This is a genomic window from Kingella potus (assembly GCF_900451175.1).
GTDB classification, from domain to species: domain Bacteria; phylum Pseudomonadota; class Gammaproteobacteria; order Burkholderiales; family Neisseriaceae; genus Neisseria; species Neisseria potus.
The window spans coordinates 1,031,172-1,056,650 of record NZ_UGJJ01000001.1; the positions used below are offsets into that span (position 1 = coordinate 1,031,172).

The 25,479-nt window shown below is 54.1% G+C and carries 26 protein-coding genes and 1 tRNA gene; 4 read left to right on the top strand and 23 right to left on the bottom strand.

Translation table 11 applies throughout. The annotated features are described in order from the left end of the window. Positions 1-152: 152 nt before the first annotated feature. Positions 153-737: a DUF924 family protein gene (locus tag DYE40_RS04690; protein WP_115307950.1), complete on the top strand. Its 585-nt coding sequence runs from the start codon at positions 153-155 to the stop codon at positions 735-737. A gap of 140 nt (positions 738-877) precedes the next feature. On the opposite strand, the gene DYE40_RS04695 is transcribed toward DYE40_RS04690, so the two are convergent. From DYE40_RS04695 to DYE40_RS04750, 12 genes are all read right to left on the bottom strand, one after another. Continuing rightward, entirely contained in the window at positions 878-1,528 is a 651-nt protein-coding gene (locus tag DYE40_RS04695; RefSeq protein WP_115307951.1) for an ABC transporter ATP-binding protein, read from the bottom strand. Further along, positions 1,525-2,322, bottom strand: coding sequence for an ABC transporter permease (locus DYE40_RS04700; RefSeq protein WP_115307952.1), 798 nt, complete (start codon positions 2,320-2,322; stop codon positions 1,525-1,527). Before DYE40_RS04700 ends, DYE40_RS04695 begins: the two co-directional genes overlap by 4 nt. After that, positions 2,322-3,500 carry a capsule biosynthesis protein gene (locus tag DYE40_RS04705; RefSeq protein WP_115307953.1) on the bottom strand — a complete coding sequence of 393 codons (1,179 nt, stop codon included), beginning with the start codon at positions 3,498-3,500 and terminating at the stop codon, positions 2,322-2,324. The genes DYE40_RS04700 and DYE40_RS04705 overlap by 1 nt, the downstream gene beginning before the upstream one ends. Positions 3,501-3,520: 20 nt before the next feature. Beyond that, positions 3,521-4,675, bottom strand: coding sequence for a polysaccharide biosynthesis/export family protein (locus tag DYE40_RS04710; protein WP_115307954.1), 1,155 nt, complete (start codon positions 4,673-4,675; stop codon positions 3,521-3,523). A gap of 53 nt (positions 4,676-4,728) precedes the next feature. Beyond that, complete coding sequence (locus DYE40_RS13090; RefSeq protein ID WP_115307955.1) at positions 4,729-5,388, bottom strand: CatB-related O-acetyltransferase; 660 nt, start codon at positions 5,386-5,388, stop codon at positions 4,729-4,731. A gap of 15 nt (positions 5,389-5,403) precedes the next feature. Next, positions 5,404-7,026 carry a capsular polysaccharide export protein, LipB/KpsS family gene (locus DYE40_RS04720; protein ID WP_115307956.1) on the bottom strand — a complete coding sequence of 541 codons (1,623 nt, stop codon included), beginning with the start codon at positions 7,024-7,026 and terminating at the stop codon, positions 5,404-5,406. A 24-nt stretch (positions 7,027-7,050) separates the two neighbouring features. Further along, the gene (locus tag DYE40_RS04725; protein WP_115307957.1) at positions 7,051-8,136 is read right to left on the bottom strand and encodes a glycosyltransferase family 4 protein; all 1,086 of its coding nucleotides are present in this window, start codon (positions 8,134-8,136) and stop codon (positions 7,051-7,053) included. Between the two features lie 129 nt (positions 8,137-8,265). Then, the gene (locus tag DYE40_RS04730; RefSeq protein ID WP_172461209.1) at positions 8,266-10,320 is read right to left on the bottom strand and encodes a capsular polysaccharide biosynthesis protein; all 2,055 of its coding nucleotides are present in this window, start codon (positions 10,318-10,320) and stop codon (positions 8,266-8,268) included. 167 nt (positions 10,321-10,487) lie between these two features. Continuing rightward, complete coding sequence (gene rfbC / locus DYE40_RS04735; RefSeq protein ID WP_115307958.1) at positions 10,488-11,027, bottom strand: dTDP-4-dehydrorhamnose 3,5-epimerase; 540 nt, start codon at positions 11,025-11,027, stop codon at positions 10,488-10,490. 65 nt (positions 11,028-11,092) lie between these two features. After that, positions 11,093-11,923 (bottom strand): hypothetical protein, encoded by an 831-nt coding sequence (locus DYE40_RS04740; RefSeq protein WP_147286582.1) that lies wholly within the window; start codon positions 11,921-11,923, stop codon positions 11,093-11,095. A gap of 31 nt (positions 11,924-11,954) precedes the next feature. Continuing rightward, complete coding sequence (hisG, locus tag DYE40_RS04745; RefSeq protein WP_115307960.1) at positions 11,955-12,602, bottom strand: ATP phosphoribosyltransferase; 648 nt, start codon at positions 12,600-12,602, stop codon at positions 11,955-11,957. Positions 12,603-12,670: 68 nt separating this feature from the next. Beyond that, positions 12,671-13,339, bottom strand: coding sequence for an SCO family protein (locus DYE40_RS04750; protein WP_115307961.1), 669 nt, complete (start codon positions 13,337-13,339; stop codon positions 12,671-12,673). A gap of 226 nt (positions 13,340-13,565) precedes the next feature. On the opposite strand from DYE40_RS04750, the gene DYE40_RS04755 reads away from it, so the two are divergent. Next, positions 13,566-13,650, top strand: a tRNA-Leu gene (locus DYE40_RS04755). 272 nt (positions 13,651-13,922) lie between these two features. Here DYE40_RS04755 and DYE40_RS04760 read toward each other — a convergent pair. The 5 genes from DYE40_RS04760 to DYE40_RS04780 all read right to left on the bottom strand — a co-directional run bounded on the left by DYE40_RS04760 (position 13,923) and on the right by DYE40_RS04780 (position 16,882). After that, entirely contained in the window at positions 13,923-14,486 is a 564-nt protein-coding gene (locus DYE40_RS04760) for a hypothetical protein (RefSeq protein WP_115307962.1), read from the bottom strand. A 48-nt stretch (positions 14,487-14,534) separates the two neighbouring features. Continuing rightward, the gene (locus DYE40_RS04765; protein WP_115307963.1) at positions 14,535-15,155 is read right to left on the bottom strand and encodes an Imm26 family immunity protein; all 621 of its coding nucleotides are present in this window, start codon (positions 15,153-15,155) and stop codon (positions 14,535-14,537) included. A gap of 128 nt (positions 15,156-15,283) precedes the next feature. Next, complete coding sequence (locus DYE40_RS04770) at positions 15,284-15,937, bottom strand: tetratricopeptide repeat protein (protein ID WP_115307964.1); 654 nt, start codon at positions 15,935-15,937, stop codon at positions 15,284-15,286. Positions 15,938-16,005: 68 nt separating this feature from the next. Then, the gene (locus DYE40_RS04775; protein WP_115307965.1) at positions 16,006-16,674 is read right to left on the bottom strand and encodes a class I SAM-dependent methyltransferase; all 669 of its coding nucleotides are present in this window, start codon (positions 16,672-16,674) and stop codon (positions 16,006-16,008) included. Positions 16,675-16,693: 19 nt separating this feature from the next. Beyond that, a complete protein-coding gene (locus tag DYE40_RS04780) occupies positions 16,694-16,882 on the bottom strand; it encodes a DUF3460 family protein (RefSeq protein ID WP_115307966.1) in 189 nt (62 codons plus the stop codon). Positions 16,883-17,011: 129 nt separating this feature from the next. Here DYE40_RS04780 and DYE40_RS04785 point away from each other — a divergent pair, with 129 nt between their 5' ends. Next, positions 17,012-18,637 carry a YdgA family protein gene (locus DYE40_RS04785; protein ID WP_115308293.1) on the top strand — a complete coding sequence of 542 codons (1,626 nt, stop codon included), beginning with the start codon at positions 17,012-17,014 and terminating at the stop codon, positions 18,635-18,637. Positions 18,638-18,931: 294 nt separating this feature from the next. Here DYE40_RS04785 and DYE40_RS04790 read toward each other — a convergent pair whose 3' ends face one another. The 3 genes from DYE40_RS04790 to DYE40_RS04800 all read right to left on the bottom strand — a co-directional run bounded on the left by DYE40_RS04790 (position 18,932) and on the right by DYE40_RS04800 (position 21,769). Beyond that, positions 18,932-19,735 (bottom strand): BUD32 family EKC/KEOPS complex subunit, encoded by an 804-nt coding sequence (locus DYE40_RS04790; protein WP_115307967.1) that lies wholly within the window; start codon positions 19,733-19,735, stop codon positions 18,932-18,934. 110 nt (positions 19,736-19,845) lie between these two features. Next, positions 19,846-21,255 (bottom strand): threonine synthase, encoded by a 1,410-nt coding sequence (gene thrC / locus DYE40_RS04795; RefSeq protein ID WP_115307968.1) that lies wholly within the window; start codon positions 21,253-21,255, stop codon positions 19,846-19,848. Between the two features lie 91 nt (positions 21,256-21,346). Further along, positions 21,347-21,769 carry a hypothetical protein gene (locus DYE40_RS04800; RefSeq protein ID WP_115307969.1) on the bottom strand — a complete coding sequence of 141 codons (423 nt, stop codon included), beginning with the start codon at positions 21,767-21,769 and terminating at the stop codon, positions 21,347-21,349. A 143-nt stretch (positions 21,770-21,912) separates the two neighbouring features. Here DYE40_RS04800 and DYE40_RS04805 point away from each other — a divergent pair, with 143 nt between their 5' ends. Beyond that, entirely contained in the window at positions 21,913-23,226 is a 1,314-nt protein-coding gene (locus DYE40_RS04805) for a replication-associated recombination protein A (RefSeq protein WP_115307970.1), read from the top strand. A 423-nt stretch (positions 23,227-23,649) separates the two neighbouring features. Here the strand turns inward: DYE40_RS04805 and DYE40_RS12230 are convergent, their stop codons facing one another. The 3 genes from DYE40_RS12230 to murB all read right to left on the bottom strand — a co-directional run bounded on the left by DYE40_RS12230 (position 23,650) and on the right by murB (position 25,471). Further along, positions 23,650-23,946 (bottom strand): hypothetical protein, encoded by a 297-nt coding sequence (locus tag DYE40_RS12230; RefSeq protein ID WP_147286583.1) that lies wholly within the window; start codon positions 23,944-23,946, stop codon positions 23,650-23,652. A 335-nt stretch (positions 23,947-24,281) separates the two neighbouring features. After that, a complete protein-coding gene (locus DYE40_RS12550) occupies positions 24,282-24,455 on the bottom strand; it encodes a hypothetical protein (protein WP_172461210.1) in 174 nt (57 codons plus the stop codon). Further along, positions 24,452-25,471, bottom strand: a complete 1,020-nt coding sequence (gene murB, locus DYE40_RS04810) for a UDP-N-acetylmuramate dehydrogenase (protein ID WP_115307971.1) — start codon at positions 25,469-25,471, stop codon at positions 24,452-24,454. Before murB ends, DYE40_RS12550 begins: the two co-directional genes overlap by 4 nt. Positions 25,472-25,479 lie beyond the last annotated feature (8 nt).

The window sequence follows — 25,479 nt, forward strand, 5'->3', positions numbered from 1 at the left end:
AATCAGTCGTAAAAATGCGTTAATCAAAAAAAACGACCGCTTGTTTTTAAAAATAACCGATAAAACCGGCCTGTATAAGTAAAAAACTGTCTGTAATATAATCATCAGGTTATTGTTACACGACTTGACCTGTTTGCCTTGAAGGAGTGCAAATGCAGCTGCTGTATGTTACCCCGCAGGAAATTTTGGATTTTTGGTTTGATAAAGACACCCGGCGGCATTGGTTTACCGAAAGCCAGTATTTAGACTTGAAAATACGCACCACCTACGAACGTGTTTTCCGCAATGCCGTCAATTGCGAACTTTCCGACTGGCGGGAGAGCGTGCAAGGCCGTTTGGCGGAAATCATTATTTTGGATCAGTTTTCCCGAGCTATTTTTCGGGGCAAACCACATGCCTATACACAAGACCGCATGGCTTTGCTGCTTGCGCAGGAAGCAGTACGCCACCAGTCTTTCCCGTTTATGGAGGCGCGTCAGCGGCAGTTTATCCTGATGCCTTTCCTCCACAGCGAAAACCGCAACATCCATACAACGGCTATGGGTTTGTTCCAGCGTTTCGGTACGGCCAAGTCCGTGCGCTTGGAGACAAAGCACAAATCGGTTATCGACCGTTTCGGACGCTATCCGCACCGCAATGCGATATTGCGGCGGCAGAGTACGCCCGAAGAAGCCGCATTTCTGAAAATGTTCCCCAGCGGATTCGAGCCTGATGAAGATGAAGACGAAGATGATTGACAGATGATTGCCGGGTTTTCCCGGCAGTTTTTATGATGGCGTTCCAACTTGAAGAGGCTGGCTAACCGTAATGCCGTATCCAAATCAGCAGGCCGTCTGAAAATCAAAAACAGATTTTCAGACGGCCTGCTCTATATATTTCAATTTATCGAATTATAGTATTTGTATGCTTCTTCCATATTGTTAAAACTATACATACGGCCGCTTTCCAAAACCAGAGCGTTATCGCAGTATTGCTTTACCGCACTGTCGCTGTGGGAAACCAAGATAATCGAACGGTCTTTCCGTTTTTCAAAAAGCTCGTATTTGCATTTGTTGGTAAAGCGGGAATCGCCTACGGCAATCACTTCGTCAATCAGATAACAATCAAATTCCACTGCAAGAGAAAGGGCAAAGGCCAAGCGCGCTTTCATACCGGAAGAATAGCGTTTGACCGGCTCGTAGAGATAGCGGCCAAGTTCGGAAAATTCTTCGGTAAAATCACGGACGTAATCCATATCGACATTATAAATGCGGCATATAAAACGCAGATTATCCATGCCGGTCAGGCTGCCTTGGAATGCGCCGGAAAAGGCCAGCGGCCAGGAAATACTCATCGTGCGCCTGATTTCTCCTTTTGTTGGAGGTTCTACGCCGCTAATCAGGCGGATCAGGGTGGATTTTCCTGCGCCGTTTCTCCCGAGAATACCAACCTTCTCGCCTTTTTTTAATGTGAAATTAATGTCATTTAGGACCGTGCGTTTTCCCTGGCGTGTCCGGTATTGTTTGTAAACATGCTCGACTGAAATCATTGCGGCTCAACCCCTTTGCTGAAGCGGTCTACCATAGCCAAACCGATTAGCAGCAAAACCAAATTACATATCAGGATAAACCACGGATTCTGATAAGTTATCTGGCTATTGCCGAAATAACCCGCACGGAACATTTCCGTGCCGTGAACCATGGGAATCATCAAAGCATAATGCTGTATCTGCTGGGGCAGGTTGTGTACGAAGAAAAACACACCGGAAATCGGCATCATGACAAAACTGAGTGTGCTCCATATTTTGGCAAAAGGTTCGATATGAAATGAAATCGAACAGATAACCAAGCCCAAGCCGACGGCAAACATTGCCATCAGCAGCCAAGCAAGCAGCATATAGAATATATCGGCAGGCGGACTGATCCAGCCAATAGCGATAAAAACGGACGTGATGACGATTTGGGCGATGGTTGCACCTGAAATCTCCAACAGCATTCGGGAAAAAATCGTATCCAAAACGCGCACATTGCGGTGATAAAGCAGGCTGGCATTGGCATTAATCGCGCCTATGGCGCGGTTGGATGCGTTGCGCCACATCATCATCATCGGGTAGCCGGTAATGATGAAAGCAACGATGTTTAGGGACGATACTTCATGGGCTTTAACGAATTTCCACATTAATACGATGATTAAGGTCATCAGCAGCGGCTCGACAAACAGCCATAAAAAGCCAATGTTGGCCCGGCCGTAGCGTGTGATGATCTCACGCATCAGCAATGCGCCGATAACCCGTTTTTGAATCGCAAGGGATTCGCGGAACGAAGTTTTGTGGAGTTCTTTCATCAGTTTTTATGCTCGCGGATGCTGGCAACAAGAAGGCTGGCAATACCGTAAACGATTAGTCCGATAATAAAAGTGGCAACGATGTTGTAGATCCGTGTCGGCTTTTGCGCCAAATCCGGCCTGCTCGGTTGCGAAACAATTTCCAAATAAAGCTGTTGGCGGTCGGCCTCGGCTTTCGCAGCTTCCAGCGAGGTAATGGCAGCGGCCAGTTGTTTCTCGGCCAGCTCGTTCTCCAAATAGACACGCTGGTATTCGGCAGCCTGGTTGGACAGAGAGCGGTCGTTTCCGCCCGAAATAGCGCGGATCTGCTGGGAAATTTCTTTCCTCAGGCTTTTTTCCCGAGCCAGCAGCCCCGGAATCTGCGGATTTTCGGGGGTAACGGCTTTTACCTGATCCAATTGCGTTTGGATAACGATTAATTCGTCTTGCAGTTTGGATACCAAGCCGAGCTGCACTTCCGATTGTGCTTTCAAGTCAAAAACGCCGTTTTTGACACGGAATTTGGTCAGTTGGACAGAAGCGTCTTTTACTTTTTCTTCCGCCGCAGAAACCACGCTTTCCGCATAGCGGATGGTATCCTGCCTGGCGCGCTCGTTCAGTTGGTTAATCAGAACTTCCCCCTGCTGCAACAGGGCTTCATTGATTTTTTGCGACTCTGCCGCATCAAATGAGGTTACATACAAATTGGAAATGCCCGAAACGGAGTCGAAATTGATGCTGATTTTTTCACGATAGTATTGATAAAAGGCTTCCTGCTCCCCTTGCAGGCCGAATCCGTTGAAACGGCTGAAAATATCGCCTTTGCTTTCATAAAATTGGCGCACAGGCATCTTTTTAGTCAATGCTTCGAGTGAAGAGCGGGAGCGCATATATTCCTGCACGGTGTAAATATCGTCTTGCGAGCGCGAAAACCCCGTTCCCTGCAAAATCGCACCCAAACTGTTGAGAGATGACTGGCTTTTCGGAGAACGGACGACAAAACTGGATTGTGAAGCAAACTGATCGGAAGCAATCAGCCCGAAGTATATTGTCGAACAGAGGGTAGGAATAATGACGGTAACCCACAGCAGCGGCTTGAGTTTCCGGAAAAACTTCTTTTTCTTTTTCTTTGCCGCCGCCTTTGGTTCGGTCGGCACAGAATCGACCGTATTGGCCGACACGGCTGGTTGTTCGGACATCGTAAAGCCTTTTTGGGTAATTAATTGGTCAGATTGTTGATACTGTTTACACCGCTGACCACGGGAGAAAACACAAACGACAAGAATTTCTGAACTTCAGACAGGGGCGCGTTCGATACATAGACCACATCTTTATCTTTTATCGGAAAACGCTGCATCCAAAACATAGAATTGGCATCGGTCAGATTCAGACGGTATACAACGGGGATAGCGGAAGTTTCACTGTAGCCCTGAGCTGTCCATTTACCTCTGTTTTCAGATGGCAGCTCTGACAAAGGAGCATAGCGGAAAACAAACACGCCGCGCGCATCGGCACGCCGGTCTTGCAGACCGCCCATGCGCCCGACTGCTTCGGCCAGCGACAAACCTTTTACCGAAAAACCGATTTGCTGTGTTCTTCCAACCGCACCCATAGAAGTAAAGCTGCTCGGATTGGTAATCATCGTAACAATATCGCCGCGCCGCAGCATGATGTTTTGGCGCGGATTGGCAACCAAATCTTCCAGCGCAACGGTTTTTACCTGATTGCCGCGCGTCAGTTGGACGTTGGTATCCTGAACGTTTGCCGTCGACCCGCCCACCGCCGCCACCGCGTCCAGCACGCGCTCGCCTGCGGTAGTCAGCGGCATCCGCACACTGTTGCCCGCGCGGATAACGGATACCGTTGCCGCATTGTTTTGTACAATTCTAACAATGGCCTGCGGCTGGTTAGCCATTTTTTTCAGACGACCGGTAATCATATCCTGAACCTGTTCAGGCGTTTTCCCTGCTACGGCAATATTGCCGATAAACGGAACGGATACCGTCCCCCTGCTGCCGACCATCTGGTCGGGCAGCTTGGTCTGCTGCGCGTTTCCGGATCCGACAGAGGAAAGCGAACCGCCGAACAGTACGGCCGGAGGAGCCTCCCAAATGGTAATGTCCAGCGTATCTCCCGTGTGGATAATGCCGCCGGAAGCCGTGCCGTCTCCGAATTGTGCAAAGGACTGGTTGTCTTGGGCATGATAGAGGGATTGTGCGACCGCGTTGTCTACATCTATCAGTTCGACAGAGGGTATCTGCGTTTCACTACCTTGTTTACCGAGAGCAACGACTTTCCCGGTTTGTGGGCCGGAGGAAGGGACGAGAGAGCAGGAGGAGAGAGCCAAAAAAGCTAAATAAACAATTTTTTTCATATTCAATTTAATAATTAGGTATATCCTATATTTAAGAAATTTATACCATTAACTCAATGATTTTTTAATTTGGCAAGCTCCTGTATACAGGATTCTATATCGTCAAAAGGAAGGTTTCTTAATTTTTCCAAATCATGATCCCACCATTTTAATTGAAGCAGCTTATCAATAATTTCATTACTAAAACGCATACGGATTATTTTTGCCGGCATACCGCCGACAATGGCATACGGAGGAACGTCTTTTGTAACGATGCTTCCTGCTGCAATGATAGCCCCATCACCAATACTGACACCGCTTAATACATTTGCTTTCGCTCCTATCCATACATCATTGCCAATTGTTGTCGATGGATGGAATTGCCAAGGTTTTCTTTTTATTTCTGCATAGCCCGGGAATCTTGTAAACAAAGAATTTGCACATACGAAAGGATGGGTACTCAGGTAGTTGATGGGATGCTGTGCAAGACCAATTTCGGCAGAACGCCCTATTGAGCAAAATTTACCAATAGATACATTGGAATAAATAACGCTGGTAACATTTATATAAGTGAATTGACCAATAGATACGTTACCATATATTACCACATTGTCCGCAATGTCGATGGGATAAACAAATTTGGCAGAAGGATGTACATAGGCTGTACTTGCTAACCGCCCGCCTTGCTGAAATATTTTTTCCCGAGACGTATTCCGCATAGTTATGAAAGTCATTGATTTTATCTTTCGTTATATTTGGTGTTTAAAGAAAATACGCAGACTTCTTAGAATTGGATTTTTAGAATCCGCAAAAAATTGTCTTGGGTTATTTTTTAGTTTTAATAGTTTACGATTTTTTTGTGTGTTATTTGGAGTAACGATGACAGGAGGAGAAGCCTTTTTCTCATTTTTGGTATCTATTATCGATTCCGCAGGTTGGGTATTCTCTTTAACCTCGATATTGGCGGAGACTGATGTCTGTGTATTCTGCTTCGCTACGGGAGCCGGAGACATCAGATTAATTACATTTGGCAATGCAAAGATTTTCTGCAAATTTGTTACTCCTGAATCATGAACAGATACAACATGTTTTTGTAGTAGGATAGTTAGGAATTTTTCAAAGTTGTCGAATTCGGACAGAGACATGGTATTTTCTATCCTCATATTTCTAATATCATCAATAAATTTATCTATTTGCCCGATATGGTAGTCATGTGTAAATCCTTTCGAACCATAAAAAGCATTACCGAATTGAACCGGTTTAAAGCCTGCAAATGCAGCTTCTATTAATCCTTGCGAGTTAAGTCCCAGTATCCATTTGCTTTGATCAAATAGTTTTGTGATTGAGTAATGATCAACCAAGCGAATACGTCCTTGTAAGTCTTCCGGCAAGGCATTAATAAACTCTTCTAATATATTTTTTGTTAGAGAGTCTTTAATATTATTTTTCTTCTCTTCCCACGGATGTGTTTTCATAACGACATTAAAACCAGCCTCTGCTAATTTGACAATTGCATTCTTATAGAAATGTATGGTGGATAGTCCTGTGTTGTGATATTCGATAACTGAAAAATCGTTAACTACTTGTCCGATTATACTGACACATGGGGCATCTTTATCCAAAAAGTCTAAGTCAGGGGAATGTTCCGGCTGTTCTACGTTTTTATTTTTAGTTGCAATTACCTTATTGATTGCTTTGGTTCTTTCTCTGTCATATTCATTTCCGGTTTCCAAATTATTCAGATAGTGTTGATAGACTGCAAAATGTTTTATATCGCTATTATTGGCAATAGCAGAATATCTTTCTTCGCAATAATATTCGTTACCTGTAAACAAACCTTCCATTACCATGACTTTGGTGGGTGTGTATTTTAAAAGCTCAATTAGTGCCTTTTGATATATCAGGCCACCTGAAAAAATGCAGCAATGCGTAAACGATCCTAGATCCATAAGCCGTCTTTTCCAAAAATCCAGCCAATACCAAGCTGCAGCCATGTTTTGAAGTAGAATATTCTTATTATTTATAAATAATTTATCAAAAATTTCTATTTGGCTTTCAGGGCATGGGTTGTCATACCATAATGGTAACGTGCCTGTTAGTGTCATGATTTCCGAGCGACAAACAGGAAACAATTTAATATCATATATTTTAAAATCAAATAAATCTTCATAGCCTAATTTGGAGAGAATATCAATTTTATCATATAATTTATCTAGTTTTTTATCATATACGCCATATAGTGAAAGCCAATCTTTGTGGCTATCTTCAAAATGAATAGTTTTTGGTTTTGCTTTTTCAATAAATTTAAAGAAAGATGCAAAGTTTCTTTTGTTGATATGAAAGGAGTCCGCAACCAATATAGATATAGACATATTATCTTCCTAGGAATTTTGATTTTAAGATAGGGAAAGAATTTTTTTATATACTGCGATATTGTTCAGTATGCTGTCTTCCCAAGTAATGGCCAATCTTGAAGTGTTACGTGCATTACGTATCATTTCATGTAGTTTATGCCTGTTTTGGACACAAATATCTAGTATGTTTTCTGCATCTTTATCGGGATCCAAACTAAGAAACAAACCGTTAATTCGATCTGAAATAACATCTTTTGGAATGCCTATTTTAGAGGAAAACATCGGAGTACCTGTCGCCAGTGCTTCGGGGGTATTTGCCGGTCCTCCCTCATGACTGCTGCACATCATTAATATATCTATTTCATTATAGAAACTTTGAAATATCCGATACGGTATGCGTTCGTATGCGATAGCTTCATAACCCAGATCTCGCATTGCTATGGTACTTAATGTTCTGCTTTGTCCGACAAAGATGAAGCGGAAGTGTTCAGGAGAAAGACGTTTTGCAAGCTCCAGAAGGTATGCCTCCCCTTTAACCCGCCTACCATAACGGCGTGAGGCCATGCCTATGGTAATTTTTTTGTCTGTATCGGGAAGGGAGAGCTGCTTCAAATGAAGATAGCCGTCATGATAGCCGTGAGGGATAACATAAAGTTTTTCATGAGGAATCCCTTGATTTGCCAATATTTCTTTTTGCGTATTATTTAGGCAAACAATAGCCGAGGCTTCCATATATCTGGGGATGAAGCGGAACTTGGCATGCCATGGATCAGGATCGTCCAAATCATGGTGTACCGTACAAACAGAGTTAGGCAGCAGTTTTTCTTCCAAATGGGGGCGGTGGTAGTGGTAAATATCTGCTTCAGGGAGAGGTAATATGCTGACTATATGCTCAAATTCGGTACTGCCGAAGCGTTTAAAGTAATCTAAAATAGAAGTGAATATGCCACTAGGTATATCACGGGTCATTACATGATTTACAATGGGCTTCTGGGGAAGAGAGAGGAGGGAGTCTTGCTCTTCTAGCTCTTCATTTGTTTCGTTCTCGTGGGTGTTTCCCAAATCATCATTTGTTTCTAGTTGTTCGCTTTGGGTGCTATTTGGCAAAGACGGTGAGTTTGTAAACATCAGGCGGCCTTTCAGTTGGTTGTTACTTTTACCGTATATGAATATTTTAGCGCATGATTATAATATAGCTGTTTTTTTTATGGAATTGATTTTAGAAATATAATGCCATATGGGTTAAGTTGATTGGTTTTACTGATGCAGCGAGCGGCAGAATTGTCTGAATTTTTCCATTTTTTTGCTCCAAAAGCTCCTGCGCAGGCGTGCGGGTTCTTTTTGTAACTCTTTCTGTTTTTTTAAAATTTCCACTGCGGTGGCGGCATCGATGAGGCGGCGGGTTTCGGGGTGGACGTAGTTTGGGTAGTAAACCAGCGTGCCGGCGACGAGCTGCCACAGTTCCAGCCGGCGGCTGCGGCGGCTGATGGGAAGCAAGTCTTGGGTCAGTCCCCAGCCGGCGTAAAACGGGAGGCCGTAGCAGCAGACTTTTTTGCCGCGCAGCAGGGCTTCAAAGCCGGTCAGCGAGGTCATGGTGTGTACTTCGTCTGCGTGTTGCAGGCAGGTCAGAATATCGGCTTCGGGTGCGGTTTGGTCGGCGTAGCGGGCGGTGTCTTCTGCGGAAATGCGGCCGATACGGTTGCCGCTGACGACATCGGGATGGGGCTTGTAGATGATGTAGGCATCGGGGTTGCGTCCGCGTACGGTTTTGAGCAGTTCGAGGTTGCTGCGGATTTGCGGCGATCCGTGACGGACGGAGGCATCGTCTTCGACTTGTCCGGGGACGAGGATAACGGTTTTGTCTGTTTGCGGTACGTTGAATTGTGTGCTGCCGACGTTGTATTTGCTGATTTGGTTGGCGGCGAGTGTCTGTTGCAGCATGGAGGCCGTCTGAAAATCGTGGTTGTCGAAGCGGCGGTGTTGCAGGATGTGTTCGAGGCGGGACGGCGTTTCGGGGTTGAAATAAATGCCCATGTCGTCGGTAACGAGCGACAGGGGCGGGACGAGGTTGGAGCCGAGTCCGACCGAGCGGATGAAGCCGTCTTCCATGCGCAGCAGCGGGATTCGGTGTTGCTCGGCAAAGCGGATGATTTCGTGTTTGCCGCTGCCCCATGCCAGCAGGCGCGCGTCGGGCGGCAGGGGTTTGCCGGCGAGTTTGGCTGTTGATTTGACGAATTTCAGACGGCACGAGGGTACGTTGAAAAAGGGTTTGACGACGGAGCGTTTCCACAGCGACATGCCCACGCAGTATAAATGGCCGCGCAGTTTTTCGTTGAGCCTCCGCGCTGCGGCCAGATAGGCGATCACGTCGGCGAGTGTGCCTGCCTTGCCGGTGTTGGGGTTGATGTAGCGGCTGTATTGCAGGTAGGCGGCGGCAAAGAGCTGCGGCAGGGTGCGCGGTGCGCGCCGCTGTTGTTGCGCGAGTGCGGCGGCAGCGGGATGGCGGTCGTCGCTCACGCCCCAGCCGGCATACCAGGGCAGGCCGAATGTTACCGGCGTTTTGCCGCACAGCATGGCTTCAAAACCCATTTGCGAGGTAACGCAATAGACTTTGTTTGCAGCCTGCAACAGGGAAATCGGATTGATGTCTTCGGCCAGCAGGCGTACGCGGTTTTGCTGTGCCAGGCCGGTCAGGTAGCCTTGTTTTTTGCCGCTCAAAACGTCGGGATGGGTTTTGATCCAGATTTCCGCCTGTGGGTTTTCCGCTATGGCCGTCTGAAACATTTGCTGAAATGTGGCTGCGTCTGCGCCGCCGTATTGCAGAGCCATGTCGCCGAACGTTTGGTCGATCAGCAGTACGCTGTCCCGCTGACGCATTTCTTCCGCCAGGCCGTCTGAAAGGTCGGGGGCGTGGTTGTATTTGGACAGGCGGTGTTCCAGAATCAGGCCGATTGCGCGGCGGGCTTCGTCCAGCATTTCGGGCGGCATGGTGTCGGCGGCCAGAATCAGTTGTTCGAGGCGCGAGGGGCGGGTGGTGTCGTAATAGATGCCGATGTCGTCGAAAACCAGTGAAAACGGCTGGCAGCCTGCCACGCCGAGTCCGAGCGATCGCAGGAAGCCGTCTTCCAATGCGGCATACGGCAGCCCCTGTGCGGCGGCCGCCGCTCGGGCTTTTTGCGCGGACGGGCGCAGCCCCCAGCCGATGACGAGATCTGCGCCGGCCGGTTTTGGCAGAATATGGAATTCCGGGAGAAAGTCGGCAAGGTTGGCGATTTTGCGGATGCCGTGGGAAGGGATGTAGGCGTTTTTCACGGTGCGGGTTTCGGGATGGATGTTTGTTTTTCAGACGGCCTTTACGGTGTTTGGAGGCCGTCTGAAAACATATGGCGGGGCAACACAGGAAAGCCGCAGATTGTTGTTTTGCCGCGCTATAAAGCCGTATTTTTCAAAGACGTATTTTCAGACGGCCGGCACGTGTTTTAAAACGTTGCGGCTTGTGCCAGCGGCTTGCCCGCCCGGTCTTTGGGCGAGAGGACGGGGCCGTCTTGCAGCGGCCATTCGATGCCGACGGCGGGGTCGTTCCAAATCAGCGCGTGTTCGGCCGACGGGTTGTAGTAGTCGGTGCATTTGTATACCAGCTCGGCTTCTTCTCCCAGCACGTAAAAGCCGTGTGCGAAGCCTTCCGGCACCCAAAGCTGGCGTTTGTTTTCGGCGGAGAGGATTGCGCCGGCCCATTTGCCGAAAGTCGGCGAGCTTTTGCGCATATCGACGGCGGCATCGAATACCGCGCCCGAGACGACGCGCACGAGTTTGCCTTGCGTGTTGGCGGTTTGGTAGTGCAGGCCGCGTAATACGCCTCTGCCTGATTTGGAGTGGTTTTCCTGCACGAAGGTGCGGCTGCATACATTGGCTTTGAACCAGTCGTCGCGGAAGGTTTCCATAAAGAAGCCGCGATCGTCGCCGAAAACCTGCGGCTCTAAGAGTTTCACTTCGGGGATGGCGGTATCGGTGATTTTCATGGTGCGGTTTTCCGTTTGCGGATTGAGGCCGTCTGAAAACTTTTTCAGACGGCCTTTTGGCAGGGTTAGGACAGGTGCGGATAGCGGATGTTTTCCGCCGCATCGACGGTAATGCTGCCGTTTTCCGCCAGCGCGGCAAACAGCGTTTCCGCATTTTCTGCGCCGCCGTGGCGGCGGGCGAGCAGCTCGAGCAGGGCAGCTTTCTTTTTCGGGCGGTTTTTCCGTAGCAGGCGTAAAACGGGCTGCAAATCTGCCGGTTGGTGTGTTGCGCCGGCGGGAGAAAGAGTGTCGCCGGTGTTGCTGTGTGCGGCGGTTTCGGTGTCGTCTGCCGCTGCGTCCGAATCGGCAGCCTGTGTTTCTCCGTCTGCTCCGCCGGTTTGTGCGGCGGCGGGCGGATTGTCGTTTTCGGGAGGCGTGCCGCCGCCGTTTTCAGACGGCCTTTCGGGCTGCCTGGTGTTTTCAAAAGGTGTTTCGTTTTCAGACGGCCTGCCGTTTTCACGAGGGATAACGGCAAAAGCCTGCTCCTGCGCGAGAAAGGCACGGGTTTTTTTGCCCAGCCTGCCGCTGTAAAAAATCTGTGCGTCGGGATGTTTTGCTTGCAGCGCGTCCAGCTTGCGGCGCAGCCTGCCGCGCGGGCTGACGACGGCAATACGCGCCTGCGGGTCGGCGGCAAGGAGGTCGCGTGCGGTGTCGAGTATGGCTGCCCGCACGGCTTTTTTGCGCAACACGGCCAAGCGTAGCGGCGCGGATGCCGTGTTGTCCCAATCTGCCGGCAGCAGTCGGCGGAAAGGTTTGGCCGAGCGTTTGTCGGCAAACAGGCAGACGGTGTGGCGGGAGGCGGGCAGGAATTTGCCCGCAATGTCGGTTTTGACGGTATCGATCAGCAGGTGTGCCATGTTTTCTCCTTGGTCGGCAGGCAGCAACACATCAGTTTGAGGCGGCGGCGAAGGCTTCGATAATCGGCTGCAGCAGGGTGTGTTTCACTTTCAGCGCGGCTTTGTTTACCACCAGCCGGCTGGAAATGTCGGCAATGTGTTCGACGGCTTCGAGTCCGTTGGCTTTCAGCGTGTTGCCGGTGGAAACGAGATCGACGATTGCGTCGGACAGCCCGACAAGCGGAGCGAGCTCCATCGAGCCGTAAAGTTTGATGATGTCCACATGCACGCCTTTGGCGGCGAAGTGGGCGGCGGCAATGTCGGGATATTTGGTGGCGATGCGCAGGCGGCAGCCGGGCTGCGAGGCGGCGGCGTAGTCGAAACCCTGCGGCACGGCCACCATCATGCGGCATTTGGCAATCTGCAAATCCAGCGGCTGGTACAGGCCTTCGCCGCCGTCTTCGATCAGTACATCGCGTCCGGCGATGCCGAAATCGGCCGCACCGTAGCGGACATAGGTGGGCACGTCGCCCGCACGGACGATGACGAGGCGGATGCCTTCGCGGTTGGTGCCGATAATCAGCTTGCGCGACTGCTCGGGATCTTCGGCGGGGACGATGCCCGCCGCCGCAAGCAGCGGCAGGGTTTCTTCAAAAATACGCCCTTTCGAGAGCGCGATGGTCAAATGGTTGGCTGACATACGGTTTTCCTGAAAGAGGCCGTCTGAAAAACAGCTTGCGGGGTTTTCAGACGGCCTCTGTGGCGGGCTTACGATTCAAGCAGGCGTTGCACGTCGGCGGCGATTTCGCTTGAAGTGCGGCCGTAGTTTTCCATCAGTACGGTGTTGCCGTTTTTGTCCAAAACGTATGTGCCGGCGGTGTGGTCGATCAGGTAGACATCGGCAGACTGTTCCTGCGATTTGGCCGAAACGACGCGGTATTGCTGCTTCACGACGGGAATGCTCTGGTCGCCGGTGGCGGTGAGGCCGATGAAGTCGGGATTGAATGTTTTGGCGAACTTGTCCGCCACTTCGGGGGTGTCGCGCTCGGGATCGACGCTGACGAACACGACGGCCACGTCTTTGGCCTTGTCGCCGAGCAGGCCGGTTACTTCGCTGTATGTCAGCAGGCTGGTGGGGCATACGTCGGGGCAGTTGGTATAGCCGAAAGTCAGCAGCACGACTTTGCCTTTGAGGCTGCTGAGGGCAAAGGGTTTGCCCGAGCCGTCGGTAAGCGTGAAGTCGCCGCCGATGTCGTCTTTGCTTACGTCCGTGCCGAAGAAGCCGCCGTTTTTCGGCGGCGCGGCAGGCGCGTTTGCGGCGGGTGCGGAGGCTGCGGCGGAAGAGGCCGCGGGCGTGGCGGCATCGGGCGCGGATTCCTGTTGCGAACAGGCGCAGAGTGCGGCGGCGGCAAGCAGGGCAAGGTAACGGTATTTCATGGTAAACCCCTCACGGTTACAGACGGAATCGGCGCAATCTTACCGCGTTTCGCCCGCTTTGTGGGATGAAGCGGGCGGGGAAAGCGGGGAAAATTGATATAGGGAAAGTTTTCCGGCGGCGGGTAAATTTTTTTATGATTCATCCGATTGTGCGGCAGGCGGGGGAAATTTGCCGATAGGGCTTTACAAAAGGCGTTTTGCCGCTATAATGCGCACTTTCCTACCCGCCCGGGTGGTGAAATTGGTAGACACAGGAGACTCAAAATCTCCCGCCGAAAGGTGTGTCGGTTCGAGTCCGACCCCGGGCACCAATAGCCGCTTTGAAGCGGTTATTTTTTTGCCCGCCGTTTTTGTCTTCCTTAGGCAGGCCTTTTGGGATTGGATTGCCCTGCCTGGCCGTAAGCGATGCCGTCTGAAAAACAGGTTTCAGACAGCATGGGCATTTCAAAGCAGCCGGAAAGTAGGGAAATGGGGGTTCAGGCTGTTTTGAACCGCGTGCGTGGCAAACCACACACCCTACGTTATACGGGCTATGTTTGCTATCCCTACTATCTTCCTAAGTGTTATATTATTCAGATTTCATTTAAATTTTGCTGCATACTAACCAGTCTCCCAGATCGGTTATTAAATTCTTAGCTTTTCCAGAAATAAAAATTCCCCTTCTATCTCCGCTGCCATAATAAAAGTCAGATTCATCTTGATAGTTAAATTCCCAAAAGTCATTGGATATTTTTTTGAAATTTAATGGATAATTGGGTTTTATCAGCCATAAATCAGGCATTTTATTGGCTGCTTCAGGACTATGCTTTCCTTTGGAAATTACGTCAGATAGTGAAAAATATTTATTGAAGAAATCTTGTTTAAGATTTTGCCAATCCGCATTAATGATTTTCTTTTTGTTGGCATTAACTGCTGTAAATCCTGTTAGTTTCTTACTAAATATATCTTTTATTTCTTGTGCTACTATTAAATTTTTCATGTGTAGATATATTGATGGCACTGATGGGCCAAATCTCATAATATTTACCGTTCCTGATGCTGCATGTTTCATTTCACCATTCCACAATATACTTGCAAAATCTCCTGATATGCCAGTCTTGTTTTCAAAGAAAGAGTAATTACTTTTTTCCACTTTATATAGCATCATAGCATCACCTAAATAAAAATTAATTAAATTATGATAAATTATAGCTTGCTAACAATTTCTTGATGACAAATCAAGTTTTTCCCCGTGAATTTCATAGAATTTTTTGTCTATAAACTCATCAAAACCAATATAAGGGGCATTTTCTTTGTTAAACAATTCGGGTTTTTTCGCTATCAAAAATCCCAAAATATGGTAATGCGAATTTGGTTTTTCGTCCAAGCAGCGGTTTTCCCTAATCCGCTGCACGGCCTCCTGATTTTTTATCGGCACGGTGATGGAAAAATCGGCGTTGTGTCCGATTTCCATCAAAGGATTGATGGATGTGATTTCGTTAAAATCAAAAAAAGCAATATCGGGGTCTTGCGCGATAATCCGCCAGTCCGAGTGCAGCTTGGATACCAACAGGGTGTAGCAGTCCAAAATACAGCCGAATAAAACCGGACCGGCTTTCAGCGCATCGATGTCTTCGGTTTGCAAATTTTCAGGCGGGCGAGAAGTGAATTTATCAAAGAAAAGGGCATATGCCCCCCATTTGTTTTTGGCAATGATTCTGCCGTAACCAAAGAGTTTTTCGGCAATCCGGTAGCAGAACAAGTCTCCGCCTTTGATGTATCTGTATTGGTGGACTTTGGGTTTGTCCCAATTAAAAATTTTGTTTTTTGCTTTCATGCTGTGCCTCCACAGGTTCAGGGACGGGATGTTTGCCGCAACCGGACGGTTTCCCCGCTTGCAATGCTTTGTCTGATAAAAATACGTTTGAGGCCGTCTGAAAACGGGTTTTGCGCGTTTGGGGGTATTCAGTATTTGTCGGCGTGCTGCGCGGCTTTGCGGGCGGCGGGCGCGGAGGGGTAGAGGCGTATCAGTTTACGCCAGGTGTCGCGGGCGACATCGCGCTGCTGCATATCCCATTGGCACTGGCCGACGGTGAACAGGGTGTCGGCTGCTTCGGGGCTGTTACGGAAGCGGGAGACGTAGCGGCTGCCGATTTGGATGACGGATTCGCAGTTGCCGAGTTTGCGGTGGCTTTGCAGCAGCAGGAGCATGGCGCGGCGGTCGGTATCGCTGCCGCTGCCGCCGGCGGCGGCGGATTTCAGGCTGCGGACGACGGCGGCGTAGCTGCCTTCGGCATATTGGCGGCGGGCGGTTTCGAGCGGATCGGCTGCGGATGCGCCTGCTGCGGGGCGGGGTGTGTATGCGGGACGCTGCGGGGTGCGGGCGGGGTGGGTTTGTTCGAGGCGTTTGACACGTTCTTGCAGTTCTTCTATCTGCCGGTGCAGGCGTGCGGTTTCCACGCCCATGTCGTCGATTTGGCTTTGCAGGTCGGGAGCGGGATAGGGGATGTCGGATTCCGTCGGGCGGGTGCTTTGCGTGTCGGCAACCGGAGCGGGAGCGGGTGCGGCGGTGCAGGCGCAGAGGAGGAGCAGGGCGGCGGTGCGGGCGGTGTGTTTCATGGTGTGGTGGTGTCGGGGTGGGTGTGTATCGGTAGAGGCCGTCTGAAAAGGTTTGTTTCAGACGGCCTTTATTGTCTGATCAGCAGGGTCAGGCCGTCGCCGAGCGGCAGGGTAAGGGGGATGACGCGGCTGTCGTGCGCCAGTGCGGCGTTGAAGGTGCGCATCACGGCCACGGCGGGCGGATCGGCTGCTTCGGGCGGACGCAGGACGCGGCCGTGCAGCAGCACGTTGTCGATGGCGATGATGCCGCCGGGGCGGACGAGTTGCAGGCAGCGTTCGTAGTATTGCGGGGTGGGCGGTTTGTCTGCGTCGATAAAGGCAAGGTCGTAGCTTTGGGCGCGGCCTTCGGCGATGAGGCTGTCGAGGGTAATCAGGGCCGGTTGCAGGTGCAGGGTGATTTTGTGTGCCACGCCGGCATCACGCCAGGCCTGTTGCGCCGCGCTGGTGTAGGTGGCGTTGAGGTCGCAGGCGGTGATGCGGCCGTGTTCGGGCAGGGCGAGGGCGAGGGCGGTGCTGCTGTATCCGGTGAATACGCCGATTTCGAGACAGCGTTCGGCGTGCGTCAGGCGGACGAGCCAGGCCAGCAGGGCGGCCTGTTCGGGCGCGACGGCCATTTTTCCCATGCGGTGCGTGGCGTTGTTTGCGCGGATGCGGGCAAGCACGGGGTGTTCGGCCGTGCCCGTTTGGCGCAGGTAGGCGGACAGCCCGTGTATGTCGGCGGCGGGGCGGGTGCTCATGCGGAAAGGACGGCGGCCGTCAGTCGTAGGAATAATAGGTGTAGGGCTTTTTGGCGACGGCGGCGGCGGCGAAATCTGCCTGTTCTTCGGGCTTGAGTTCGACATCCCACAGCAGGCGGCGGTTTTGCAGGCGGCGTTCCGCTTCTTCGGGGTGTTTCTCGATGTAGTCGTTGAGGAATTTGGTGGCTTCGGACTGGTAGTCGTACATGGTTTTTTCTCCTGTGGCAAAGCACGCATTATAGCGGATACGGGCAGGGTGTGAGGCCGTCTGAAAAAGACAAAGCGGGCAAATGGTGCTATGCTTGCCGCCCTTGCAAGTTCCGATTTTGTGTGCGTTATGAAGAAAAAAACGATTGCGGGATTGTCCGCCGCCGCCCTCGCCGCCGCCCTGTCCGGCGGCATGCCTTATTATTTCGGCGGCAAGGCGGAAAAAGTGCTGGACGGCCAATACCGCCTGTTACAGGAAAACAGCATTGTCCATGTCGAGTCGCGCAGCTACGAGCGCGGCTGGTTTTCTTCGACCGAAACGCTGGTGGTGCGGGTCAAGCCTTCGCTGCTGAACAATGCGGCAAACTATCTTCCCGACAATCTGAAAACCGTGCTGTCAGAGCCGGTTACCGTGGTAAACAGCATCCGGCACGGCCCGTTTGCCGGAGGCTTTGCCGCCGCACGCGTGCAGAGCGAATTCCGTTACGCGCCCGAGTCGGAAAAAGTGCTCAAACGCTTTTTCGGCGACCGCGTGCCGATCACGCTGACCAACACCATCGGTTTCGACGGCGCGGGCCGTTTGAATTTGGACATTCCCGCCTTCGATTACGAAGAGCTCTCGGGCATCGCGCTCAACTGGAAAGGCCTGTCGGGGCAGACCGACTATGCCGCCGGCTGGAAAAGTTTCAAAAGCGGCTACACCGCGCCGTTTCTGCACGTCAAGCTCGCCGACAAGGGCGACATCGTGTTGGAGGATTTGCAAATCGGCAGCGACACGCACGAAGGAGCGGGCGCGCTCGCCCTGGGCAGCAGCAACTTCAAACTCGGCCGCCTCTCGCTGCAATGGCAGCAGGGCATCGACTACAACATCAGGCTCAACGAGCTGGCCAATCTCGTAACCGATTTGCAAATCGGCGCGTTCATCAATCCCACCGGCACCATCCCTCCTTCCAAAATCACGGTTGAAAAACTCAGCTTCGACACGCGCATGAACGAAGAAAACGGCTGGGCCAACAGCGAAGGCCGCTTCCGTTTCGACAAACTCGCCTACGGCGACGACAACTACGGCCCGCTGGACATCAGCGTGGCCGCCGAACACCTCCACACCGAATCGCTGCTGGCGTTTAAAAACAAGCTGGCCGAGCTGGCCGCGAAAAACATGAGCGAGGAGGAAATCCGTGCCGCGCTGCTGGACACCGCCCGCAACGAAGCCTCCGGCCTGTTTACGGGCAATCCGCAGATCAAGCTCCGTGCTTTCGATTTCACCCTGCCGCAGGGCAAAATCCATGCCGACGGCGAAATCGTCTTCAACGGCCTGACCCGCAGCGATTTGGACGACATCGCCTCCATACTGAAAAAAACGCAGGCCGACTTCAAATTCAGCATCCCCGAGCCGCTGCTTGAAAGTATTGCCGTCAGCCGCGCGCGCAGCCTGTTTACCGTCAATCCCGAAGACGAGGCCGAGGGCACTGCCGACATCGAAGACATCCACGAAACCCTGCGTGCCATGGTGCGCAGCACCGTCAATTCGATGGCGGCCGACGGCTATCTGAAACTCGACGACGACGACATTTCCACCCGGATACAGTTGGCAGGCGGCAAGCTGACCATGAACGGAAAAGTCCTTGAAAGCGAACCGGATTTTTATGACGAAGAAGCCTATGGCGAAGAAACAGGGGAAGCAGATGCCGAAGCTCAGCCCGCAGAAACGGCAGATGCGGCAGAGGCAGAGCAGGCCGCGCCGCAGAGCCGCTAGGCGTGCGCGTACCGAGAAGCCGTATTCCCGCAGCAGGCCGCAAGGCCTGCTTTTTTATCGTGAGGCCGTCTGAAAACAGGATTTTCAGACGGCAATTTTTGGCAGGCCGCCAATGCCCGCCATCCCCGTTCCCGCACAGGCGGGAATCTTTTTTGATATTTTGAAATTTTTTGTCAAAACAATCCGCAGTCTGACTGCAACGAAAATTCCCGCCTGCGCGGGCAGGACGGCGGGGGCGGGTTTTACCGTGATTTCAGACGGCCTCTTTACGTTTTTGCAGGCGCGGATGCGGTTTCAGTCTGCAGCGGCGAGGGAGAACAGGGCGGCAAGGGCGGCGATGCGCAGCACGTCGCGCCCCCATTTCGAGTTGGTCAGGCAGTGCATCCAGGCAACGGGGCGGGCGGTTTGGACGACGAGGCGGCGGACGGCTTCGGGTTCGGTTGAAAGTTTGTCGTGCCACAGGGCAGCGGCGCGTTCGAGCAGGCCGTGGCGTTTGAGCAGCAGGGCGGTGGAGTGCAGGTAGCAGAGCCAGTCGCGGCTTTGGCATTCTTCGAGGGTCAGGATTTCGGACGGGTCGTCTTCAAAATCGAGAAAACCGATTCTGCCGTGGTCGGTCATGATGTTGCGGGCGAAAGCCTGGCTGAGGAACTGGCCTTTGGCGTGGACTTCGCCGATTGCGTCCAGTCCGGCCTCCCATGCGGCGAGGCGGCCGTCTTTGGCTTCCTGCCCGATACGTTCTTCCAGCGAGATACCGGGGAGGCTGCCCAGCAGCAGTGCGTCGGGCTGCTGTGCCAGCAGTTCGGGTACGCGGATGCCGGCGGCGGCGAGTCGGCGCAGGCGGTTTGCTTCGGTGGCGACGGCTTTTTCGCCGCCGAGGTTGGGCACGGGTTTCAACACGCCCAAACGCAGCGGGCGGGTAACCATGCCCATCAGGGTGTAACGCCATGCGGGATTGCGCGCGCCGGCTTTGCGCACCCAGACGGTGAGGCCGTCTGAAAGGGTGTGCGGGGCGATGCCGGATTTCTGTTGTGCGGCCAGGCGGGCGAGGACGGCGGGAAAGTCGTGGGCGGCTTTGGGTGTTTCGGAGTCTGCATTCATGGGCTTGTGTTCCGTATTGTCGGGAAAAAGGCAGGGTGCAAAGCTGGGGCTGTTTGTTGTTGTCATGCCGTAAAAAAGGGAAACCCAATATCGGATTTCCCTGTGCTGCTTTAAGCGAGTGTGCTGCGGATGATTTCTTTCACGGCTTCGGCATCGTTCGGCACGGTTTGCACGCGCTGCGGCAGGTCTTCCAAGCCTTCGAGTCCGGCGGGACGGGGGATGGCGACGCTGCCTGCGGCTTCGCGGATGGTGTCGGCAAACTTGGCCGCCAGCGCGGTTTCGAGGCAGACGACGGTTTCGCCGTCTTCGCGCAGGCTGCGGGCGACTTTCACGCCGTCGGCGGTGTGCGGGTCGATGAGTTCGCCTTCCTGTCCGTACACTTGTCTGATGGTGGCGAGGCGGTCGGCGTGGGTGGATTTGCCCGAGGCAAAGCCGTATTGTTCCCGCGCTTTTGCCAGCAGGGGACTCAGGTCGAAGCCTTCTCCGGCGGCAACTTTCGCCCACAGGGCGCGGACTTTTTCGGGATCGCGGCCGGTCAGGTCGAAAACGAAACGCTCGAAATTGGAGGCTTTGGAAATGTCCATCGAGGGGCTGGAAGTAACGTGTGTCTGCGCTGCGCTGCGCGGCAGGTAGCGGCCGGTTTGGAAAAATTCGTCCAACACGTCGTTTTCGTTGGTGGCAACGATCAGGCGGCGGACGGGCAGCCCCATCTGTTTGGCGATGTGTCCGGCGCAGATGTTGCCGAAGTTGCCGCTGGGCACGCAGAAGCTGACGGTTTCGCTGTTGCTCTGCGTGGCTTTGAAATAGCCGGCAAAGTAATAGACGATTTGCGCCATCACGCGGCCCCAGTTGATCGAATTGACTGTGCCGATGTGGTATTTTTCTTTAAACGCCGCGTCGTTTTGGATGGCTTTGACGATGTCCTGGCAGTCGTCGAACATGCCTTCCACGGCGATGTTGAGGATGTTTTCGTCTTGCAGGCTGTACATCTGCGCACGCTGGAACGCGCTCATTCTGCCTGCGGGCGACATCATAAACACGTGCACGCCTTGTTTGCCGCGCAGGGCGTATTCCGCCGCCGATCCGGTGTCGCCGCTGGTGGCGCCGACGATGTTCAGCGTGGTGCCGGCCTTTGCCAGCACATACTCGAAGGCGTTGCCGAGAAACTGCATCGCCATGTCTTTAAAAGCCAGCGTCGGGCCGTTGGAGAGGGCTTGGATTTTGAGGCCGTCTGAAAGCGTGCGTACGGGCGTGATTTCTTTCGTGCCGAACGCCGCTTCGGTGTAGGTGCCGGCAATGATGCGGCGCAGGTCGTCTGCCGGAATGTCGGTGGCAAACAGGCTCATGATTTCAAATGCCAGGTCGGGATAGGAAAGGCCGCGCCATTTTTCCAGCGCGGCAGCGTCGATCTGCGGATAGCGTTCGGGCAGCATCAGCCCGCCGTCGGGGGCGAGTCCCATGAGCAGGACTTCGCTGAATGTTTTGGGCGCGGTGTTGCCGCGTGTGCTGATGTAGTTCATGTTCCGGCCTTTGTTCCGTTGCACAAGCGTGCAAGGGTTTGCAGGTTTTCAGACGGCCCCCGTGCGGATATGGAGGCCGTCTGAAAAAGGTTTAGCGGTAGAGGCGTTTGAAGCAGGCGGTAACCGTTTTCGCGGTAACGTTGGCCACGGTTTGCGAAACGGCATCGCGGTTGGCCGCCAGGCTCATCAGATCGTTGGCCGAAAGCTGGTTGGGGGCTTCCTCGCTGGCGCAGCCGCAGATTTTGTTTTCCCATTCGGCCTGCTTGTCGGCACTCATCGCCAGCGCGATAACGCGCCATTCGTTGCGTTTTTGCAGTTCGCTGACGCATTGGTTGTTGATCACGCTTTTCACCAGCGTGCCGCCCATGCCGCCCATCAGGCCGCCCGCAGACGACTGCTGCTGCGAACCGCCGCCCATCAGGCTGCCCAGCGACATACCGCCGCTGCCGCCGTCCGAGCCCGCACATCCGGCCAGTAAGGCCGCCAAAGCCGCTGCTGCAAAAATCTTTTTCATCTCTGTATTCCTTGTGTCAAGGGTTGTAAAAACGCGCATTCTACCGCAAACCGCCCGACGGTATAATAGCCGCCGTTTTCAGACGGCCTCCGTATCCGCACAGAGGCCGTCTGAAAAAACCGTTTCCGTCAGAAAGCCCCGCCATGTCCGATCTCTTTGCCCGCCAACCCGACGCACCCCTGGCCGAAAGGCTGCGCCCGCACACGCTCGACGATGTCATCGGCCAGCAGCACCTAATCGGCGAAGGCAAGCCGCTGCGCGTGGCGGTGGAGGGCGGCAAGCCGCACTCCATGCTGCTTTGGGGGCCGCCGGGCGTGGGCAAAACCACGCTGGCGCGGATTCTGGCGCAGAGTTTCAATGCCCAGTTTCTGCCCGTGTCGGCGGTGTTTTCCGGCGTGAAAGACATCCGCGAAGCCATCGACAAGGCCGAAATCGCCCTGCAACAGGGGCGCGCGACGATTTTGTTTGTCGATGAGGTACACCGCTTCAACAAAGCGCAGCAGGATGCGTTTCTGCCGCACGTCGAAAGCGGCCTGCTTACCTTTATCGGCGCGACCACCGAAAACCCGTCTTTCGAAGTCAATCCCGCCCTGCTCAGCCGCGCACAGGTGTATGTGTTGCAGCCCTTGTCCGCCGACGATTTGGCCAAACTCACCGCCAAAGTGCTCGCCCTGCCCGAATACCGGGGCTTTGCCATCGCAGCCGACGCGCAGGAGATGTTAATCAACACCGCCGACGGCGACGCACGCAGATTATTGAATTTACTGGAACAACTCTTACGCGCCGCCGCCACACGCCGTCTGGACACACTCGATGCCGCCTTTCTCGCCGACAGCCTCGGTGCGCAAATCCGCCGCTTCGACAAAGGCGGCGAAAGTTTCTACAACCAAATCTCCGCCCTGCACAAATCCGTGCGCGGCTCGCATCCGAATGCCGCACTGTATTGGTTTTGCCGCATGCTCGACGGCGGCACCGACCCGCGCTACCTCGCCCGCCGCATCGTGCGCATGGCTTGGGAAGACATCGGCCTGGCCGACCCGCGCGCCATGCAGATTGCCAACGAAGCCGCCGCCACCTACGAGCGGCTCGGCTCGCCCGAAGGCGAACTCGCGCTGGCGCAGGCCGTGCTGTATCTGGCCGCCGCCGCCAAATCCAACGCGGGCTATTCGGCCTACAACCAAATGCGCCGTTTCGTCAGGGAAAACGCCAGCGACGAAGTGCCCGTACACCTGCGCAACGCGCCCACCAAGCTGATGAAAGAACTCGGCTACGGCCGCGAATACCGTTACGCCCACGACGAGCCAAACGCCTACGCCGCCGGCGAAAGCTATATGCCCGACGGCCTGGCCGAACCCGATTTCTACCGCCCCGTACCGCGCGGGCTGGAAATCAAAATCGGCGAAAAACTCGCCTGGCTTAAATCGCTGGACGATGCGGCAGCGGAGCAGGACAAATAAAGCAAAGGCCGTCTGAAAACAAAATCTGGCTTTTCAGACGGCCTGTCCGTTTTTCCTCGCGCCAAACCCGCGTAGGGTGTGTCGCCCCAAGCGACGCACGCGGTTTTTGCAGTGAAGAGGCCGTCTGAAACCACACAATACGGATTTTCAGACGGCCTCTGTTCCCTCTCCCGCCTGCGGGGGAGGGTTAGGGTGGGGGCTTTGCCGTTTCGGCTGCGTTTGCGGGCGGGAAAACGGTTTTGCAAACCGCCACCCCCTCCCCAGCCCTCCCCCGCGCGGGCGCAGGGGAGGGAGTTTGGTCGGGCGTTGGATTGGCGTTTGCAGCCGCATCCTGCATCTTTCCGAAATATTGGGAACGCGTGCGTGGCTGCGCCACACACCCTACCTTAGCGGCAAAGGCCGTCTGAAAACAAAATCCGCTTTTCAGACGGCCTGTCCGTTTTCCCGCGCCGCACCGTGTAGGGTGTGTCGCCCGAAGCGACGCACGCGTTTTTTGCTGTGTAGGAGGCCGTCTGAAACCACATAAAACGGATTTTCAGACGGCCTCTGTTCCCTCTCCCGCCTGCGGGGGAGGGTTAGGGTGGGGGGGCTTTGCCGCTCCGGCTGCGTTTGCGGGCGGGAAAGCGGTTTTGCAAACCGCCACCCCCTCCCCAGCCCTCCCCCGCGCGGGCGCAGGGGAGGGAGTTTGGTCGGGCGTTGGATTGGTGTTTGCAGCCGCATCCTGCATCTTTCCGAAATATTGGGAACGCGTGCGTGGCTGCGTCACACACCCTACCTTAGCGGCAAAGGCCGTCTGAAAAAGCACAATCCGCTTTTCAGACGGCCTGTCCGTTTTTCCACGCCGCACCGCGTAGGGTGTGTCGCTCCAAGCGACGCACGCGGTTTTTGTGTGTAAGAGGCTGTCTGAAACCACGCAATACGGATTTTCAGACGGCCTCTGTTTCCTCCTCCGCCTGCGGGGGAGGGAGTTGGATGGGTGTCGGACGAACCGTTTGCAGCCGCAGTCTGCATCTTTCCGAAATATTGGGAACGCGTGCGTGGCTGCGCCACACATCCTACCTTAGCGGCAGAGGCCGTCTGAAAACAAAATCTGGTTTTTCAGACGGCCTGTCCGTTTTTCCGCGCCGCCCCGTGTAGGGTGTGTCGCCCCAAGCGACGCACGCGGTTTTTGTAGTGAAGAGGCCGTCTGAAAATATGGTTTTCAGACGGCCTCTGCTTTGTTTGTTCACACCCACTCGGGTTCGCTTTCCAGCCGCACGCCGAAGCGGGCGGCCACGGTGTCCCGCACCAGCGCGGCGAGTTCGGCGACATCGGCGGCGGTGGCCTGGCCGGTATTGACCAGCACCAGAGCCTGTCTGTCGTGTACCGCCGCGCCGCCGATGCGGCGGCCTTTGAGGCCGCATTGGTCGATCAGCCAGCCGGCGGCGAGTTTGACCGTGCCGTCGGGCTGGGGGTAGCGCGGCAGGGCGGGGTGTGCGGCGGCGAGTGCGGCGGCTTCTGCCGCAGATACGGCGGGGTTTTTGAAAAAGCTGCCGGCGTTGCCGAGCAGGGCGGGGTCGGGCAACTTGGATTGGCGGATGCGGCAAACGGCTTCGGATACGTCGGCGGCGGTAGCGGGGCGGCCGGAGCAGCTTGCGGCGAGAACGGCGGCCAGGTCGCCGTAGCCGGTTTGCGGCACGAAGCGTCGGGAGAGTTTGAACACTACGGAGGTGATGACGTAGCGGCCGCGCCCTTCGCGTTTGAACAGGCTGTCGCGGTAGGCGAAGCGGCAGTCGGCGGCAGGCAGGTCGGCGAAGCGGCCGTGGTCGAGGTCGTAGCAGCGCACCGTGTCGATGAGGTCTTTGGCTTCTACGCCGTATGCGCCGATGTTTTGCACGGGCGACGCGCCGACGGTGCCGGGAATGAGGCTGAGGTTTTCGAGGCCGCTCAAGCCCTGCGCGAGGGTGTGGCGGACGAAGCCGTGCCAGTTTTCGCCGGCCTGCGCTTCGAGCCAGACGTGGCTGCCGGAGCGGCGGACTTCGCGTATGCCTCGGTTGGCGATGCGCACGACGGTGCCGGAGTGGTCGCCGCGCAGGACGATGTTGCTGCCGCCGCCGAGCCAGAGCACGTTGGCACGGTCGAAAAAGGGCAGGGCGCAAAGTTGCGGAAGCTGCGCGGCTTCGGCCACTACGGCGAGGCGGCGGGCGCGGGCGGGCAGGCCGAAAGTATTGAAGGGGCGCAGGTCGGCGTGTTCGGTAATGTTCATTGGCGGCA

Excerpts from the sequence above, each read along its gene's own strand:
- DYE40_RS12230 (WP_147286583.1), bottom strand. The coding sequence starts at position 23,946 with ATGCGGCTGCAAACACCAATCCAACGCCCGACCAAACTCCCTCCCCTG.
- DYE40_RS04765 (WP_115307963.1), bottom strand. The coding sequence starts at position 15,155 with ATGAAAGCAAAAAACAAAATTTTTAATTGGGACAAACCCAAAGTCCAC.
- DYE40_RS04695 (WP_115307951.1), bottom strand. The coding sequence starts at position 1,528 with ATGATTTCAGTCGAGCATGTTTACAAACAATACCGGACACGCCAGGGA.
- DYE40_RS04800 (WP_115307969.1), bottom strand. The coding sequence starts at position 21,769 with ATGAAAAAGATTTTTGCAGCAGCGGCTTTGGCGGCCTTACTGGCCGGA.
- DYE40_RS13090 (WP_115307955.1), bottom strand. The coding sequence starts at position 5,388 with ATGACTTTCATAACTATGCGGAATACGTCTCGGGAAAAAATATTTCAG.
- DYE40_RS04750 (WP_115307961.1), bottom strand. The coding sequence starts at position 13,339 with ATGAAATACCGTTACCTTGCCCTGCTTGCCGCCGCCGCACTCTGCGCC.
- DYE40_RS04725 (WP_115307957.1), bottom strand. The coding sequence starts at position 8,136 with ATGTTTACAAACTCACCGTCTTTGCCAAATAGCACCCAAAGCGAACAA.
- murB (WP_115307971.1), bottom strand. The coding sequence starts at position 25,471 with ATGAACATTACCGAACACGCCGACCTGCGCCCCTTCAATACTTTCGGC.
- DYE40_RS04720 (WP_115307956.1), bottom strand. The coding sequence starts at position 7,026 with ATGTCTATATCTATATTGGTTGCGGACTCCTTTCATATCAACAAAAGA.
- hisG (WP_115307960.1), bottom strand. The coding sequence starts at position 12,602 with ATGTCAGCCAACCATTTGACCATCGCGCTCTCGAAAGGGCGTATTTTT.
- DYE40_RS04785 (WP_115308293.1), top strand. The coding sequence starts at position 17,012 with ATGAAGAAAAAAACGATTGCGGGATTGTCCGCCGCCGCCCTCGCCGCC.
- DYE40_RS04805 (WP_115307970.1), top strand. The coding sequence starts at position 21,913 with ATGTCCGATCTCTTTGCCCGCCAACCCGACGCACCCCTGGCCGAAAGG.
- thrC (WP_115307968.1), bottom strand. The coding sequence starts at position 21,255 with ATGAACTACATCAGCACACGCGGCAACACCGCGCCCAAAACATTCAGC.
- DYE40_RS04790 (WP_115307967.1), bottom strand. The coding sequence starts at position 19,735 with ATGAATGCAGACTCCGAAACACCCAAAGCCGCCCACGACTTTCCCGCC.
- rfbC (WP_115307958.1), bottom strand. The coding sequence starts at position 11,027 with ATGAAAATCACCGATACCGCCATCCCCGAAGTGAAACTCTTAGAGCCG.
- DYE40_RS04700 (WP_115307952.1), bottom strand. The coding sequence starts at position 2,322 with ATGAAAGAACTCCACAAAACTTCGTTCCGCGAATCCCTTGCGATTCAA.
- DYE40_RS04690 (WP_115307950.1), top strand. The coding sequence starts at position 153 with ATGCAGCTGCTGTATGTTACCCCGCAGGAAATTTTGGATTTTTGGTTT.
- DYE40_RS04780 (WP_115307966.1), bottom strand. The coding sequence starts at position 16,882 with ATGTACGACTACCAGTCCGAAGCCACCAAATTCCTCAACGACTACATC.
- DYE40_RS04710 (WP_115307954.1), bottom strand. The coding sequence starts at position 4,675 with ATGAAAAAAATTGTTTATTTAGCTTTTTTGGCTCTCTCCTCCTGCTCT.
- DYE40_RS04770 (WP_115307964.1), bottom strand. The coding sequence starts at position 15,937 with ATGAAACACACCGCCCGCACCGCCGCCCTGCTCCTCCTCTGCGCCTGC.
- DYE40_RS04760 (WP_115307962.1), bottom strand. The coding sequence starts at position 14,486 with ATGATGCTATATAAAGTGGAAAAAAGTAATTACTCTTTCTTTGAAAAC.
- DYE40_RS04705 (WP_115307953.1), bottom strand. The coding sequence starts at position 3,500 with ATGTCCGAACAACCAGCCGTGTCGGCCAATACGGTCGATTCTGTGCCG.
- DYE40_RS04740 (WP_147286582.1), bottom strand. The coding sequence starts at position 11,923 with ATGGCACACCTGCTGATCGATACCGTCAAAACCGACATTGCGGGCAAA.
- DYE40_RS04775 (WP_115307965.1), bottom strand. The coding sequence starts at position 16,674 with ATGAGCACCCGCCCCGCCGCCGACATACACGGGCTGTCCGCCTACCTG.